This is a genomic window from Qipengyuania sp. SS22 (assembly GCF_025736935.1).
GTDB lineage: Bacteria > Pseudomonadota > Alphaproteobacteria > Sphingomonadales > Sphingomonadaceae > Qipengyuania.
The window spans coordinates 1,904,160-1,917,472 of record NZ_CP107048.1; the positions used below are offsets into that span (position 1 = coordinate 1,904,160).

General features: G+C 63.8%; 17 protein-coding genes, 2 pseudogenes and 1 riboswitch. Of the genes and pseudogenes, 5 read left to right on the plus strand and 14 right to left on the minus strand.

The window, feature by feature from the left end:
• The first annotated feature begins 180 nt into the window (after window positions 1–180).
• Together N6L26_RS09505 and N6L26_RS09510 are read left to right on the plus strand one after the other, a co-directional pair.
• Window positions 181–1,608, plus strand: coding sequence for a S41 family peptidase (locus N6L26_RS09505; protein ID WP_263605344.1), 1,428 nt, complete (start codon window positions 181–183; stop codon window positions 1,606–1,608).
• Window positions 1,605–1,943 (plus strand): DUF962 domain-containing protein, encoded by a 339-nt coding sequence (locus tag N6L26_RS09510; RefSeq protein WP_263605345.1) that lies wholly within the window; start codon window positions 1,605–1,607, stop codon window positions 1,941–1,943. Before N6L26_RS09505 ends, N6L26_RS09510 begins: the two co-directional genes overlap by 4 nt.
• Here the strand turns inward: N6L26_RS09510 and N6L26_RS09515 are convergent.
• The 5 genes from N6L26_RS09515 to N6L26_RS09535 all read right to left on the minus strand — a co-directional run bounded on the left by N6L26_RS09515 (window position 1,940) and on the right by N6L26_RS09535 (window position 4,963).
• Window positions 1,940–2,392, minus strand: coding sequence for a DUF3429 domain-containing protein (locus N6L26_RS09515; RefSeq protein ID WP_263605346.1), 453 nt, complete (start codon window positions 2,390–2,392; stop codon window positions 1,940–1,942). The genes N6L26_RS09510 and N6L26_RS09515 overlap by 4 nt on opposite strands.
• The gene (locus N6L26_RS09520; protein WP_263605347.1) at window positions 2,392–2,826 is read right to left on the minus strand and encodes a COG3650 family protein; all 435 of its coding nucleotides are present in this window, start codon (window positions 2,824–2,826) and stop codon (window positions 2,392–2,394) included. Before N6L26_RS09520 ends, N6L26_RS09515 begins: the two co-directional genes overlap by 1 nt.
• Window positions 2,823–3,740: an alpha/beta hydrolase gene (locus tag N6L26_RS09525; protein WP_263605348.1), complete on the minus strand. Its 918-nt coding sequence runs from the start codon at window positions 3,738–3,740 to the stop codon at window positions 2,823–2,825. The genes N6L26_RS09520 and N6L26_RS09525 overlap by 4 nt, the downstream gene beginning before the upstream one ends.
• 13 nt (window positions 3,741–3,753) lie before the next feature.
• Window positions 3,754–4,203, minus strand: coding sequence for a PaaI family thioesterase (locus N6L26_RS09530; protein ID WP_263605349.1), 450 nt, complete (start codon window positions 4,201–4,203; stop codon window positions 3,754–3,756).
• Between the two features lie 181 nt (window positions 4,204–4,384).
• Entirely contained in the window at window positions 4,385–4,963 is a 579-nt protein-coding gene (locus tag N6L26_RS09535) for a fasciclin domain-containing protein (protein WP_263605350.1), read from the minus strand.
• Window positions 4,964–5,208: 245 nt separating this feature from the next.
• Between N6L26_RS09535 and N6L26_RS09540 the strand changes: the two genes are divergently transcribed.
• Entirely contained in the window at window positions 5,209–5,448 is a 240-nt protein-coding gene (locus N6L26_RS09540; RefSeq protein WP_263605351.1) for a DUF2061 domain-containing protein, read from the plus strand.
• Window positions 5,449–5,463: 15 nt separating this feature from the next.
• On the opposite strand, the gene N6L26_RS09545 is transcribed toward N6L26_RS09540, so the two are convergent.
• The gene (locus N6L26_RS09545; protein ID WP_263605352.1) at window positions 5,464–5,808 is read right to left on the minus strand and encodes an HPF/RaiA family ribosome-associated protein; all 345 of its coding nucleotides are present in this window, start codon (window positions 5,806–5,808) and stop codon (window positions 5,464–5,466) included.
• 197 nt (window positions 5,809–6,005) lie between these two features.
• Here N6L26_RS09545 and N6L26_RS09550 point away from each other — a divergent pair, with 197 nt between their 5' ends.
• Window positions 6,006–6,482, plus strand: a complete 477-nt coding sequence (locus N6L26_RS09550; protein WP_263605353.1) for a YaiI/YqxD family protein — start codon at window positions 6,006–6,008, stop codon at window positions 6,480–6,482.
• A gap of 43 nt (window positions 6,483–6,525) precedes the next feature.
• Here N6L26_RS09550 and N6L26_RS09555 read toward each other — a convergent pair whose 3' ends face one another.
• Window positions 6,526–6,678 (minus strand): hypothetical protein, encoded by a 153-nt coding sequence (locus N6L26_RS09555; protein ID WP_263605354.1) that lies wholly within the window; start codon window positions 6,676–6,678, stop codon window positions 6,526–6,528.
• 470 nt (window positions 6,679–7,148) lie between these two features.
• Here N6L26_RS09555 and N6L26_RS09560 point away from each other — a divergent pair.
• Window positions 7,149–7,401, plus strand: a pseudogene (locus N6L26_RS09560) (DUF188 domain-containing protein); the annotation flags it as partial.
• Between the two features lie 257 nt (window positions 7,402–7,658).
• On the opposite strand, the gene N6L26_RS09565 reads toward N6L26_RS09560, so the two are convergent.
• From N6L26_RS09565 to N6L26_RS09595, 7 genes and pseudogenes are all read right to left on the minus strand, one after another.
• Entirely contained in the window at window positions 7,659–8,408 is a 750-nt protein-coding gene (locus N6L26_RS09565) for a hypothetical protein (protein ID WP_263605355.1), read from the minus strand.
• 454 nt (window positions 8,409–8,862) lie between these two features.
• On the minus strand, window positions 8,863–9,447 hold the full coding sequence (locus tag N6L26_RS09570; protein WP_263605356.1) for a hypothetical protein: 585 nt from the start codon (window positions 9,445–9,447) through the stop codon (window positions 8,863–8,865).
• Between the two features lie 3 nt (window positions 9,448–9,450).
• A pseudogene (locus tag N6L26_RS09575) lies at window positions 9,451–9,618 on the minus strand (hypothetical protein); the annotation flags it as partial.
• Window positions 9,619–9,625: 7 nt separating this feature from the next.
• Window positions 9,626–10,111: a Rid family hydrolase gene (locus tag N6L26_RS09580; RefSeq protein WP_263605358.1), complete on the minus strand. Its 486-nt coding sequence runs from the start codon at window positions 10,109–10,111 to the stop codon at window positions 9,626–9,628.
• Window positions 10,112–10,310: 199 nt separating this feature from the next.
• The gene (locus tag N6L26_RS09585) at window positions 10,311–10,841 is read right to left on the minus strand and encodes a hypothetical protein (RefSeq protein WP_263605359.1); all 531 of its coding nucleotides are present in this window, start codon (window positions 10,839–10,841) and stop codon (window positions 10,311–10,313) included.
• Entirely contained in the window at window positions 10,841–12,730 is a 1,890-nt protein-coding gene (gene thiC / locus N6L26_RS09590) for a phosphomethylpyrimidine synthase ThiC (protein WP_263605360.1), read from the minus strand. Before thiC ends, N6L26_RS09585 begins: the two co-directional genes overlap by 1 nt.
• A 33-nt stretch (window positions 12,731–12,763) precedes the next feature.
• A complete protein-coding gene (locus tag N6L26_RS09595; protein ID WP_263605361.1) occupies window positions 12,764–13,162 on the minus strand; it encodes a hypothetical protein in 399 nt (132 codons plus the stop codon).
• A gap of 38 nt (window positions 13,163–13,200) precedes the next feature.
• A riboswitch (TPP riboswitch) is annotated at window positions 13,201–13,309 on the minus strand.
• Window positions 13,310–13,313 lie beyond the last annotated feature (4 nt).

Consider the following 13,313-nt stretch of genomic DNA (forward strand, 5'->3'; position numbering starts at 1 on the left):
AACCTTTAAGGCATAGCTAGGGGCGACAAACCATCCCGCGCCGCGAAATTTGCACCGTTTTTGAGGGAAACCGGGGCTTGTCAGGGACCATTCGCGCCCTTGCCCGCCCCCGATTTAGCCGTCATTGACCGTGAATGAGGCCTTCGGGGGACCGGGGGACGGGATCAGGAGAGGAAGCACATGGGGCTTGGTCGCACCATTTTCAGCGCCACACTGGCATTCTCGCTCGCCGCATGCGGCGGGGGCGGCGGCTCCAGCGGAGGCGGCGGGAATACCGGCGGCAGCCTGACCGGTGGGGGCGGTTCGCCGGACGATTGCACGCTTGCCAGCCGGCAGGACTGGACGCTGGGGCAGATGGAGGAATGGTATCTGTTCCCCAGCCTGCTCGACCGGACGGTGAACGCAGGGAATTTCAGCTCGGTCCAGGGCTATATCGATGCACTGGTCGCGCCTGCCCGGGCGCAGGACCGCGATCGCTACTTCACCTACATCACCTCGATCGCCGAAGAGAACGCGCTGATCAGCAGCGGGTCAAACGCCGGCTTCGGAGTGCGCCTGAGCTATGATGTCGCCGCACGGCGGGTGTTCGTGGTCGAGGCGTTCGAGAATGCCTCCGCGTTTGCGCAAGGCATCGACCGGGGCAGCGAGATCATGGCCATTGGCGGGCAGACCGTCGCGGCGCTGATGGCCAGCGGCGGTGCGCAGGCAGTGGTCAATGCGCTCGGCCCCAGCGATCCCGGCGTTACCCGCCAATTGCGCATCCGCCAGCCCAATGGCGGCGAAGTCACCGTGGGCGTGACCAAGACCGAATATGCGCTCGACCCGATCTCGGATCGCTATGGCGCGAAGATCCTCGACAATGGCGGGACCAAGGTTGGCTATATCAATCTGCGCACCTTCATCATCGACGATGCCAAGACCCAATTGCGCGATGCCTTCGCCGTCTTCCGCGCCGAGGGCGTGACGCAGGTCATCCTCGATTTCCGTTACAATGGCGGCGGGCTGGTATCGGTCGCGGAACTGCTTGGCGACCTGCTCGCGGCGGACCGGACCGGACAGGTTTTCAGCAAGACGACCTTTCGCGATTCCAAAAGCGACTTCAACGAAATCGCGCTCTTCGCCGCCGCGCCGCAGGCCATTGCGGCGACCAAGATCGCGGTGATCGGTACCGAAGGGACCGCGTCGGCCAGCGAGTTGGTGGCCAATGCCTTCATCCCCATCCTCGGCGACGACATCGCGCTGATCGGCACCGATACCTATGGCAAGCCGGTCGGGCAGATCGCCCGCGACCGGTCGGCCTGCGACGACCGGCTGCGTGTGGTCGCCTTCCGTTCGGTCAATGCCGATGACGGGGGCGATTACTATTCGGGCCTCGCCAGCGTGATGCCGCAAACCTGCCGCGCGAGCGACGATATCCTCACCCCGCTGGGCGACCCGGGCGAAGCCTCGATCGCCACCGCGCTCGATTTCCTTGCCGGGCGCAGCTGCACCGCGATCGGCGCGGCGGCGGAAGGTATCGCCGAAAGCCGGGCAGCACCCGCCAAGCGCGAACTGGTCATGCCGCAGGCGCCCTCGCCCGCGCAGATCGAAATCCCGGGGCTGCAATGACCAACCGGCGCTACACGACCTTCGCCGCATTCTGGCCGTTCTACCTGCGCGAACATGCGCGCCCCGGAACCCGCGCGCTGCATTACATCGGCACCTCGCTGGTCGTCGCGCTGGGCGTGGCGGCGCTGGCGACGGGCGAGTGGCTGCTGGTGTTCGGCATGCCGCTGGCCGGGTACTTCTTCGCCTGGATCGCGCATTTCGGGCATGAGAAGAACCGCCCGGCGACCTTCACTTATCCGCTGTGGAGCCTGCGCGCCGATTTCCGCATGTGGTGGATGTGGCTGACCGGCAGGCTCGGTCCCGAACTCGAGGATGCCGGCGTCACCAAACGCTAGGCGACCGCCGCGGCCATGGTCATCAGCCCGAGGCCCAAGGACAGCGGCACTCGCAGCGACATCCACCAGCGCGGGACCAATGGACCCAGCTTGGCATCGACACCCAGGCTGACCAGCAGTGCCCCGCTGAGCATGACCAGCGAAGGTTCGGGCCATTGCCAGCCCAGCGCCCATGGCACGAAACCGGCCAGCGCCACGAGGCTTGGCAGCACCGCCGCCACCCAGACCCAGCCGAGCGTGTTGCGCCGCTGCGCCGCAGGGGCGGCCGCCGCAATCCCCCACCACATCCCGCCGAGAAACGACAGGATCAGTGCAGCATAGGCGAAGGCCAGCGCCTGCGCGGGTTCGCGCCATTCCGTCGGGCCGGCATAAAGCACCCCGACGCAGGCCAGTTGTGGCAGCAGCCCGGCGCGGCCAAGCCAGCGCGGCATGGCCGGAACAGCGTCCATCAGGGCAGTTCCGGCCCGTCGAAGGGCTGGCTATCGGTCCAGGCACACCCCTGGCGCTGTTCGTCGCCCAGGAGCAAGGTCGCAGTGTAGGGATAGGTCCGGTCGCTCATCCCGTCCGAACATTCGCCCGGCGTGATCATCAGATCAAACGCCGCCCCGTCGAGCTGCCCGCTGATACCCAAGCCGTTATTGCCCGCGAACCGGTCGACCGCGAACTCGCTGCCGTCGGGGTTCTCGGGCGTGGCATAGAGCGCCAGGCCGCCCCCCGCCGCGCCGTCCCAGAACGGTTCGGTGCCGATATAATGGACCACTTCCCCCGCACCGATCCCCGCAAAGGTGCCGTTGTCCAGTCCCTCGGGTACGTCGCCCGAGCCGGTGTTGCAGGCGGTCAGGAGCAAGGCCGGCAAGGCGGCGAACAGGATGCGGGTGGTCATGCAGTCTTCCCATGCTGACGGATGAAATTCGCGGTTTCGGCGCGTGCGCGCTTTCCTTCGGGGACAGGCAGCAGCATCCAGACGTGAAACATATCCTCATACTCGCGATAGATGTGGTCGGGCATGCCCACCTGCGCCAGCTTCCCGGCAAGGCGGCGCCCATCGACCAGCAGGATATCGGCGCTACCCGAGAAGATTGCCATCGGGGGCAATCCCTCCAGCGGTCCGAACAGCGGGCTGACGCGCGGATCGTCGATTGCCAAATCGCCGCGATACATATCGCCGCAGGCCTTGAGCCCGCTGACCGCCAGCATCCCGTCGCGTGGTTCGATTTCGCGCTGCCCTTCGGCGGTGGCGGTCGCATCGAGCCAAGGCGAATAAAGCACGAGGCTGCCGGGCAGCGGCTGGTCCGCAGACTTGAGCATCTGCGCCAGCGCCAGTGTCATGCCGCCGCCCGCGCTGTCCCCCATCACCGTGACCCGATCCGCGCCATAGCGCTCGGCCACTTCGAGATAGAGCGACCGCATGGCCTCCAGCGTCTCATCCGCCTTATGTTCGGGCGCCAGCGGGTAAAGCGGCACCGTCGCCGAAGCGCCCAGCCGCTCGCACAGATCCGCGACCGCATCCCAATGCACGCCGGCGATGTCCATCACATAGCCGCCGCCATGCAGATACAGCAGATGCGGCGCGCCGCGCTGGGCCCCGCCCTTGGGCTCGAGCGTGACCACCGGAAACCCGCGACTGGCATGTTCGCGAATATCGAAGCGCTTGCTCCACTTCGCACGCGGGCGGATCGGCTTGGCCGCTCGCAGCTTGGCGATCCGTTCGTCGAACTTGTCGGGCTGCGAGAAGAACCGCTTGATGCCGAGCAGCGGCAGCGCGAGTTTGACAAGGCGGGCGCGAATACTGGTCATATGACTCTTTCCTTCAGGTCCGACCGGACCAGTCGTGGCTCAGCAGCTTGACCGTGACGCGGCCCGTGGCGACCAGCGCGCCATCGGCATCGTGCATCGGCACATCGGCGGTGTAGCCCGCGCTGCCCTTGCGCTCGAGATCGGCCTCCAGCGCGGCGATATCGCTATCGGTCAGCTCGTATTCGCCGGTGACGTCGCTGGCGGCCATGCGATGAAAGTCCACCGCGATATCCTTGATGATCGGAAAATGGCGCGCAGTGTCGAGGATCGAGATCCCCGGCCCTGCCGCAATCGCTTCGGCGAGCACGCAGAACGCGCCGAGATACATCACGTCGACATGGTTGGCATTGCCGTCGAGCGGCATCAGCAGTTTCGAATATCCGCGCCGCTCCTCGATCCGGCGCATCCCGGTGCGCTCGACAAAGGGTACGCTGTAAACCGGTTTCTCGGCGGCTACGCCCATCGCTGTTCTCCTCTCGCCCGCGCAAGACGCTAGCGCGCCGCGCCGCAGGTGCAAGCTTCGAAGCATGGAGTTCGCCGATCTCCCCGTTTTGTATGACGCATTGGGGACGCTGCAGGACAGCGCCTACGAAAAAGGCGGCCCCCTGAAGGAGCCGCCTTTCGCGAGTAACAGTGCGATCGCCTTACTGCGGCATCAGCACGGTATCGATGACGTGGATCACGCCGTTCGAGGCGGTGACGTCGGTTGCGGTGACGGTGGCGGTACCGCCAGCGGCATCGGTCAGCACGACATTGCCATCGACCACGGTCGCGGTCAGCGTGCCGCCATTGACGGTCGTGATGGTGTAACCCGCATCGCCTGCATCGGTGATCGCCTGCGTCAGCGTCGCTGCATCCACGTTGCCTTCGACCACGTGGTAGGTGAGGATGTTGCCGAGCGTTTCGGTGTCATTGGTGGTCAGCTCGGTCAGCGTCGCCTCGGGGATCTTGGCGAAAGCGTCATTGGTCGGCGCGAAGACGGTGAACGGGCCGTCACCCGACAGCGTGTCTCCCAGACCGGCGGCGGTCACCGCGCTGACGAGCGTCGAGAAAGTCTCGTCGCCCTGCGCGACGTCGACCACGGTGCCGATCTCGGCTTCGGCATTGACCATCTGGTCGGCGGCGGCGGTGTCTTCATAGGCAGCGGTTTCTGCGGGTTCTTCGGCGCAGGCGGCGATGGCCAGCGATGCGGCCGAGGCGAGCGCGATGGTAAGCTTGTTCATATCCATTCCCTTTGTTCGGTAGTCCTGGGTATTGTCGCAGCCGACGGTATCCGACTGCTGCTTCAAGATACGAACGTCGGGGCGATCCGGATGTTTCGAATTTGGGCAAGAATGTGGCAGGGCGACTGGCGCGTGCGACGGATGGAGTGTCCAGCAGCGGCAGAGCGTTAGTTTCTCGCAAAGCTGATCACTCTAAGCGCTTATCATCGCTTCAATCGATCAAAGGCCGCGCCTATCTGCGGTGAATGAAACGCAACCTGTCCAAGACGCTGAGCTTTCTCGTCCTCCACCTGCTGGTCGGGTTCACGGTCGCCTATCTGTTTACCGGGTCGGTGATGGTTGCAGGCGGGATCGCGCTGGTCGAACCGCTGGTGAACGCGGTGGTGTTCTTCTTCCACGAACGCGCCTGGGAACAGAAGGACCGCCCCGCGCTGCTCGACGTGATGCTGCATCGCCATGGCGCCGAGGAGCGCTCGACGCCCTGACGAGGCCGCACCGCCTTACATGACCTTGTCGGGCCGCGGGTCGTGGCTGTGCTTGGCTTCCTTGCCGAAATGCCGTTCGAGCCGCTGGCTGAGCGTGGCCGCCGCCTTGCGTGCGGCATCGTCGACGGTGGCGGCATGTTCGGTCACGCCGATCGCCTTGCCGCCGCGCGGGCGCGCCTCGATCGTGCAGCCCTTGTCATCCGCCCCGCCCTTGGCGCCGTTCTCGTCGCGCACGTGGATCTCGATCCGGGTAAGCCGCTCTTCGAACCGCGCGAGCTTCTCGCGCACGCTCGCCTCGATGCGTTCGGCGACGTTTTCCGTGCCCATGACCGAAGAGTCGGAATTGAACTGGACCTGCATAGCGGAAGGCTCCTCTCGTTGGTTTCTTGCCTGACCTCGAGATGGGTATCCGCGCGCGTGTTTCCAGCGGTTTGATGGAACAGGTGGAATATGCTCCCGCGACAGGATCTGCCGATGGTCACCGAGCGCCGGGCCCATTGATCCCTCCGCCGATCACAGGGCTGGTTCACGCGGGCGCCGATGGCTAGGCAGGCGCGATGCCCAGCGCCAGCCCCACAGCCACCCCCGTCACGATCCTGGTCGATGCCGACGCCTGCCCGGTGAAGGAGGAGATCTACCGCGTGGCCGAGCGTTTCGGCGCGCAGGTGCGCGTGGTCAGCAACAGCCCCTTCCGCGTGCCGGTGAGCGCGCGGGTCCAGCGCGTGGTGGTGAGCGACGGCTTCGATGCCGCCGACGACTGGATCGCCGAACATGCGGACGCCCGCAGCGTGGTCATCACCGCCGACATCTTGCTTGCCGAGCGCTGCCTGGAAGCGGGCGCGCGCGTGCTCAAGCACGACGGGCGCGCCTTCGATGCCGCGAGCATCGGCAGCGCGGTGGCCACCCGCGCGATCATGGAAGATTTGCGCGCCGGGATGGACGGTGCGCAGGGCGGCCCCCCGCCCTTCAGCAAGGCCGACCGCTCCAACTTCCTGCAAGCGCTCGACCGGGTGATGGTGCAACTGCGCCGCTAGCGCGCGGCGTCCACCCGCAAGGGCGCTGCCGGAAAGCGGCGCGCTAGGCCTTCTTCGCCTTATGCGCAGCAATCGCCTCGTCGATCGCGATAATCCGCTGCCGCTCGGGCGTACCCTTGGCCAGCCCCTTGAGACGGCAGGTCGCCCACAACTGGCGGCGTTCGGATTCGAGGTTCTTGAGATAGAGATCGGCCATGCGCGGCCATATGGGCGTGTTGGGGACCGGTGGCTAGGGGGCGCGAGGTTGCGCGTACTGTCCCCCGAATTGCGGAAACGCTGCAGGCGCTGGCCCGCGTGCCGGTGAAGCGCGCACGCGCGCAGGCGGCATGTAGGACATATGGAGGATTTCCCCCCTGCCAGTCCCATCACATGGACCGCATGGACCACAGTCCATTGCGAAAAAAGTGCGGGAGCGCGCGCGGGTGCCTGGCGGAGGGGTTTCGCGAGGGGCCGGAGCGCGTGCATGGCCCGCAGCAAGACAGGTTTGGGCGGAGTAGGAAAGCCCTCAGCCGAGGTGTCGGCGGAACCAGTCGGCGAGTTTTTCCTTGGCGCGGTCGGTCATCCCGTCATCCCAGCGCAAGCTGGGATCTGGTGCGGTCGCGCGAAACGATGGCGATCCCAGCTTTCGCTGGGATGACGAATACGGGTCAATTCGCCATTCTGCGAAGCGTGGTGATCACCGCCGAAATCCTGCTTGCCGAACGCTGCCTCAAAGCTGGCGCTGCGGTTCTCGCGCACAACGGCAAGGCTTTTAACGCCGCCAGCATCGGCAGTGCCATCGCCACCCGCGATTATGGCCGACCTGCGCGCCGGGATGGACGGAGTGGGAGGCCCGTCGCCGATCAGCAAGGCGGATCGGTCACGGTTCTTGCAGGGGCTGGACCGGGTGTCGGTCCGGATGGGGCGGGGGTACAGTTAAATAGCAAGCACGTAGAAGGGGAACCCAATATTTCGGACCCATCTACGTGGGTGACCCGACTGATTCCGGTTCGGGTACGACGCCAGTTCCGCCGCAGTGCTCACACTCGATTTTCTTGCCTTCTGGCAGTGACATCGCAGGAATAATGTCCTCCGCCTCGTATCGATAACCCATGCCCCAACAAGCAGTGCAGCGCTCTCTGATCTTATCCATACTAGCTCCTGTCGAAGGCTCGGCGCGATGGCTGAGTGCCCTCGTTAGTCCACAATCTCTTCGTCGTCAGGCAAGAGAATGGCGAGAGCCTCTAGCTTCTGGATGAATGCCTTGAGTTCCGATGCAGAGTTCGTAGCACCGGTCACGGCCAAGCCTGCTGACGAGAGGTTGAAATCTAGATCGTCTTTATTCCAAAAGACCGCTGCGCCGATTGCTGTCCTGCCGCCCGTTTCCTGCTCATTTCGTGATGGTTCCACAGTTTCCTTCTCCTGAGTATCCGAGTCAGGAGTGGAAGCTGAGGCAGCGGAGACCTCACTTCCATAACTTTCGGCAACGCCATTCATCTCTAGATAACGGTTAGTGGCCAAAAAATTCTTGAGTGCTTTTTCCGCACCGTCGTTCGTAAAGCCGCTCTGTATCAGGAAAGACCGGACGGCATTCTCTCCGGGTATTGCGCCCTCAAAGCGATCAAACACAGCTTGGAACAAGGCTGGGGCGTGCCCTGCCTTGTGGAGAGCCTCTTTCTTCTTCTCTTCAGGTATGCCGTGCAAGATGTCCTCGGCGATCTGGGTTACCCTGCACTCCCCCTTGGATGTATTCTCTAACAAGTCGTATTGTACTAGCGCGCCGAGAACCTGCATCGAGCGACCTGTGAGACCTGTGTATCCGATGTCCTTGGCCGCATCCTCGCGCATGATGACTGCTTTTCGATTCTTGCCATAGATCGATTCTACAGCCTTGACTGCATCTTCCAACGTCATCGCAGGAAAGTTCGGGCTTCGCATCCGCGCCATAGCGTTTCTCCTAACTGAAGAGAGGTTGTAGAGCCTGCAACACTCTTGTCAACCGCTAACCGCCAGTTAGCAGTTGACGGGTTTCTCGAAGTGTGCTGAAAGGCTGTTGCCGAGTCCCGCAGAAGGACAAGCAGAAAGGCGGTGCATGCGATGAGAGATGGTTAGACGAGACCGGTAACGATAGCCGGAAACAAAAAGGCCCGACCTAGTGGCCGGGCCTCTGGCTCCTCGGGCGGCGGCCGCCTCGATTTACTCTCTGTGGAAAGAAGTAGGTCGCATCTTCGCCGCCCCAACGCAAGGAAAATGCGATGACTTGGGTTATGGCCTACGTCCGTTTCCGCTTTGGCCAGTGGGAGCACGTTCGTGCTCACTGGCGCTCGCTGCCGTAGAGCAGTGAGCTGCGCCGTATAGCCAAGGCTTCGCCTTGGCTTTTTCTCACCACTTCGCCCCGCAGTTATTCTGCGGGGCTTTTTGTTTCAGGCTCGATCTTTTGAAGCAGTCCGTCCAAAACGAGTTGGCTGATCTTTCGGGGCAGTTGAGGCACACCCTTTTTGCTCGTCACGCCTTGCAGCTTTCCGAATGGTCGGAAGCCGGCTTTTGTGAAGAATTCCGTGTTGAGATATTCAGCATACTCGAGACACTTGAGTATTGCCTCTTGGATTTCCGCTTCGGTCTTATCTCGGCCGTGCATGATAGCATCACGCACGAACTCCGCCGGGGCGATCAGTTCACGCCCAGTCTTACTAAGCTTTTTCCCCGAGATTTTTTGAAAGAGGAGCGGGAAGTTCCTCCTTGTAATGTCGATTCGATCTACTGCATTCCAAGTCAATTCACTGTCTGTACGGTACTCGCGCATTATTAGCGCATAAAGGCCCATACGCTGGCCACTCTCGATCAATTGAAAGCTATATGCCAAGGCGGGGCTTGCGGTTGATACACCATCCAATACCTCGGGCAGCACACTGAAATACCACTTCAGCCCATCGTCCTGTTTGGCAAGGTTGGTGTCAATCTTATCTCGGGCCGATTTTCGAGCCATTACTCAACTCCCCTCTGGCAAATACAACCTCTCGCCCTTCTCACGGTACACTTCGCTCATCTTCTCCATGCCCGCGCGCGCTTCCTCGGCCTCTTCGGCACTCGTCTCGCGCTTGATGTTCTCGCTCGCGAGGTAGCTGTCCGAGTTCGGCTTGGCGGCGAAGTCGCGCACCCCCGCGCTACTCCTCGCCCGCAGACGGATTTCGGACGGTGAGCCGGATCTCGACCAGCGCGGTCGGCTCGTAGAGTTCGGTCACGCCCACCGCGGTCCAGGCGGGAAAGGGTGCCTTGATGTAGCGGTTCTTGACCGGCACCAGCGCGTCGAGCTGCGGGCCCATCGGCCCTTGGTGGAAGGTATCGAACACCAGCACATCGTCCCATGTCGCGCCAAGCCGTTCGAGCGTGCGGGTCAAATGGTCGAACACGCGGGTGAAGGCGGGCTCCATCCCCTCCTCGCCTTCGAGCGGGCCCGCGACCACGCCCGAAAGATAGATGGTGTCGCCGTGGATGACCGCTTCGGAATAGCCGACCTCCTCCTGGAAGGCGCGCGGGCCTGCATCTTCGGGCATCAGCACCTGCTTGGGCGGTGCCTCGCGCGCGCCCGCGCCGGTGGCCGCCAACGCCGCCAGCGTGAGCCCCGCAGCAATGTTAAAGCCGGTCTGCATCGTTCTTCCCCCTGTCCCGCAAAGGAGGGGAGACTGCGCCAGCGCGCGCGATCTAGCAAGGGCGGAGGCGGATAGGCCCGGTCAGTCGGCCCCACCCTCCGGCTGATACAGCTTCTCGCCCTTCTTGCGGTAAACCTCGCTCATCTTCTCCATCCCCTCGCGCGCTTCCTCGATGGGCAGCTACCGCGTGGTCCGAGAGCTACTCGGCGACGGCCTCCGCCTCGCTCACCTCGATATGCACCGGGTGGGTCGCGGTTACGCCGCCGATCTCATCGGTGAGCGCAAGTTCGACGGTGTAGGTTCCCAACTGTTCGCCATCCTCGATCGTCAGTCCGATCGACTGCGGAGCGAGGCCGATCGATCCGGGTGGCGCACTGGGTCCAAGTGGGAGCGCTTCGAACATCATCGGTTCGCCATATGCGGTACCATCCGGCGCGGTGATCGTAACATGGGCGGTGAGGTGACACCGCCCCAGATCATCGCGGCTGCAATTCGCATAGAGGATGAACTGATGGATTGGCTCGTTTCGCCGCGCCTCGGTGGTCACCCTCAGATTCGGAGGAGTCGGCTGCGACCAGGCTTCCATCATCGCTTCCGGATCGGTGGTCCAGACATGGATCAGCCGCAACTCGCCCGCCGCAGCCTCATACGGTGTGGGGGGCTCGGCGAAGCCGGATACAGGCGCAATCGCAAATGCCAGCGCAGCGGCTGTGGAAGCTCGACGCAGCATTATTCGGCCTCGCCTTCGGGCAGATACAACCTCTCACCCTTCTCGCGGTAGACCTCGCTCATCTTTTCCATGCCCTCGCGCGCTTCCTCGGCCTCTTCGGCGCTCGTCTCGCGCTTGATGTTCTCGCTCGCGAGATAGCTGTCCGAGTTCTGCTTCGCCGCGAATTCGCGGACTTCCTGCGTGATCTTCATGCTGCAGAACTTGGGGCCGCACATCGAGCAGAAATGCGCGGTCTTGGCGCCTTCTGCGGGGAGCGTCTGGTCGTGGTACTGCTCGGCGGTTTCGGGGTCGAGGCTGAGGTTGAACTGGTCGCGCCAGCGGAAGTCGAAGCGGGCTTTGCTCAGCGCGTCATCGCGGACCTTGGCGGCCGGGTGGCCCTTGGCGAGGTCGGCGGCGTGCGCGGCGAGCTTGTAGGTTACCACGCCGACCTTCACATCGTCGCGGTCGGGCAAGCCGAGGTGTTCCTTGGGCGTGACGTAGCAGAGCATGGCGGTGCCGTACCAGCCGATCTGCGCCGCGCCGATGCCGCTGGTGATGTGGTCGTAGCCGGGCGCGATATCGGTGACGAGGGGCCCCAATGTGTAGAAGGGCGCTTCGCCGCAGGCCTCGAGCTGCTTGTCCATGTTCTCCTTGATCTTGTGCATCGGCACGTGGCCGGGGCCCTCGATCATCACCTGCACGTCCTGCTCCCACGCGCGCTTGGTCAGTTCGCCCAGCGTGTAGAGCTCGGCGAACTGCGCTTCGTCATTGGCGTCGGCGATACTGCCGGGGCGCAGGCCGTCGCCGAGGCTGTAAGCGATGTCATAGGCTTTCATGATCTCGGTGATCTCGTCGAAGCGCTCGTAGAGGAAGCTCTCCTTGTGATGCGCAAGGCACCATTTCGCCATGATCGAGCCGCCGCGGCTGACGATGCCGGTGACGCGCTTGGCGGTCATCGGGACATAGGGCAGGCGCACGCCGGCGTGGATGGTGAAATAGTCGACGCCCTGTTCGGCCTGTTCGATCAGCGTGTCGCGGAACACTTCCCAGGTGAGGTCCTCGGCAATGCCGCCGACCTTTTCGAGCGCCTGGTAGATCGGCACGGTGCCGATGGGGACGGGGCTGTTGCGGATGATCCATTCGCGCGTGTCGTGGATGTTGCGGCCTGTGCTGAGGTCCATCACCGTGTCGGCGCCCCAGCGGATCGACCAGACCATCTTGTCGACCTCGGCAGCGACATCGGATGCGACCGCGCTGTTGCCGATATTGGCGTTGATCTTGACGAGGAAGTTGCGCCCGATCGCCATCGGTTCGGTTTCGGGGTGGTTGATGTTGTTGGGAATGATCGCGCGGCCGCGGGCGATCTCGTCGCGGACGAATTCGGGAGTGACATATTCGGGGATCTCGGCGCCCCATGAATTGCCGTCGAGCTCGCGCGCGACCTGTTCGCGGCCCAAGTTCTCGCGCTCGGCGACATATTCCATCTCGGGGGTGATGATGCCCTGCCTTGCATAGTGCATCTGGCTGACATTGGCGCCGGGCTTGGCGCGCAGCACCGTCTTGGCGACATTGGGGAAGGCGGGGACGCCGCCCGACCGGTCGGGGCCGAGCTGGCCGTTATCCTCGGGCTTCACTTCGCGCGCGGCGTATTCCTCGACATCGCCGCGCGCCATGATCCATTCGCGGCGCTTCTGTTCGAGGCCGGCGCGGATGTTGATCGTGACATCGGGGTCGGTATAGGGGCCGCTGGTGTCGTAGACGCGCACGCTGGGTTCGCCGCCCTCGAGGTCGATCTCGCGCATGGCGACGCGCACGCCGCTGCCGCTTTTCGCGCCGATCTGGACCTTGCGGCTACCGCGGATGGGGCCGGTGGTGACGCCGATGTCGAATTTGGAGTTGATGTCGGCCATGAATGGACCTTCCTTAAAAAAGAGCGAGAAGCGTTAGAGACGCAGCAGCGCGGCGACGATGAGCGCCGCGCCGAGCAGGAGCGAGAGACCGGCCCACAGCCGGTTGGCAGCGCCCATCAGGCGCCGCGCGAAAGCGAGGAAATTGTCGCCAAAGGCGAGGATCAGCGCGCCCTCGACGACCATCCCGCCGCCGATGACGGTGACCAGCACCGCGAGCCAATCATCGGGCCGCCAGGGCGAGACGAGGTAGATCGCGGCGCCAAGGCCGAGACAGACGATGCCGGTGAGAAAGCGCAGGCCCATGTCGCGTTCGAAATGCGCGACCATCCCTGCCCAGCCGCCCGGATGGCGCAATTCGCCGATCGCGGCGCTGGCCGAATAGAGCCCGACGAACAGGGCGATCCAAGCGGGAATATCGATACCGTCGGCCATGCGAAATCTCTCCTCGCGACGGATGGAGAGCAGGGCCCTGCACGGGTACCGCCCACTCCCTCCGCCGATGCTAATCGGTTCAGGTTCGACGGGTCGGGCGGTGCTACGCGCCCCTCTCAGCCTGAGCAGGCTCCCCGGGGATGGCGTGGTT

Bases quoted from the DNA above. Each gene is read 5' to 3' on its own strand.
- N6L26_RS09505 (WP_263605344.1), top strand. From the start codon at position 181: ATGGGGCTTGGTCGCACCATTTTCAGCGCCACACTGGCATTCTCGCTC.
- N6L26_RS09510 (WP_263605345.1), top strand. From the start codon at position 1,605: ATGACCAACCGGCGCTACACGACCTTCGCCGCATTCTGGCCGTTCTAC.
- N6L26_RS09515 (WP_263605346.1), bottom strand. From the start codon at position 2,392: ATGGACGCTGTTCCGGCCATGCCGCGCTGGCTTGGCCGCGCCGGGCTG.
- N6L26_RS09520 (WP_263605347.1), bottom strand. From the start codon at position 2,826: ATGACCACCCGCATCCTGTTCGCCGCCTTGCCGGCCTTGCTCCTGACC.
- N6L26_RS09525 (WP_263605348.1), bottom strand. From the start codon at position 3,740: ATGACCAGTATTCGCGCCCGCCTTGTCAAACTCGCGCTGCCGCTGCTC.
- N6L26_RS09530 (WP_263605349.1), bottom strand. From the start codon at position 4,203: ATGGGCGTAGCCGCCGAGAAACCGGTTTACAGCGTACCCTTTGTCGAG.
- N6L26_RS09535 (WP_263605350.1), bottom strand. From the start codon at position 4,963: ATGAACAAGCTTACCATCGCGCTCGCCTCGGCCGCATCGCTGGCCATC.
- N6L26_RS09540 (WP_263605351.1), top strand. From the start codon at position 5,209: ATGAAACGCAACCTGTCCAAGACGCTGAGCTTTCTCGTCCTCCACCTG.
- N6L26_RS09545 (WP_263605352.1), bottom strand. From the start codon at position 5,808: ATGCAGGTCCAGTTCAATTCCGACTCTTCGGTCATGGGCACGGAAAAC.
- N6L26_RS09550 (WP_263605353.1), top strand. From the start codon at position 6,006: ATGCCCAGCGCCAGCCCCACAGCCACCCCCGTCACGATCCTGGTCGAT.
- N6L26_RS09555 (WP_263605354.1), bottom strand. From the start codon at position 6,678: ATGGCCGATCTCTATCTCAAGAACCTCGAATCCGAACGCCGCCAGTTG.
- N6L26_RS09565 (WP_263605355.1), bottom strand. From the start codon at position 8,408: ATGGCGCGGATGCGAAGCCCGAACTTTCCTGCGATGACGTTGGAAGAT.
- N6L26_RS09570 (WP_263605356.1), bottom strand. From the start codon at position 9,447: ATGGCTCGAAAATCGGCCCGAGATAAGATTGACACCAACCTTGCCAAA.
- N6L26_RS09580 (WP_263605358.1), bottom strand. From the start codon at position 10,111: ATGCAGACCGGCTTTAACATTGCTGCGGGGCTCACGCTGGCGGCGTTG.
- N6L26_RS09585 (WP_263605359.1), bottom strand. From the start codon at position 10,841: ATGCTGCGTCGAGCTTCCACAGCCGCTGCGCTGGCATTTGCGATTGCG.
- thiC (WP_263605360.1), bottom strand. From the start codon at position 12,730: ATGGCCGACATCAACTCCAAATTCGACATCGGCGTCACCACCGGCCCC.
- N6L26_RS09595 (WP_263605361.1), bottom strand. From the start codon at position 13,162: ATGGCCGACGGTATCGATATTCCCGCTTGGATCGCCCTGTTCGTCGGG.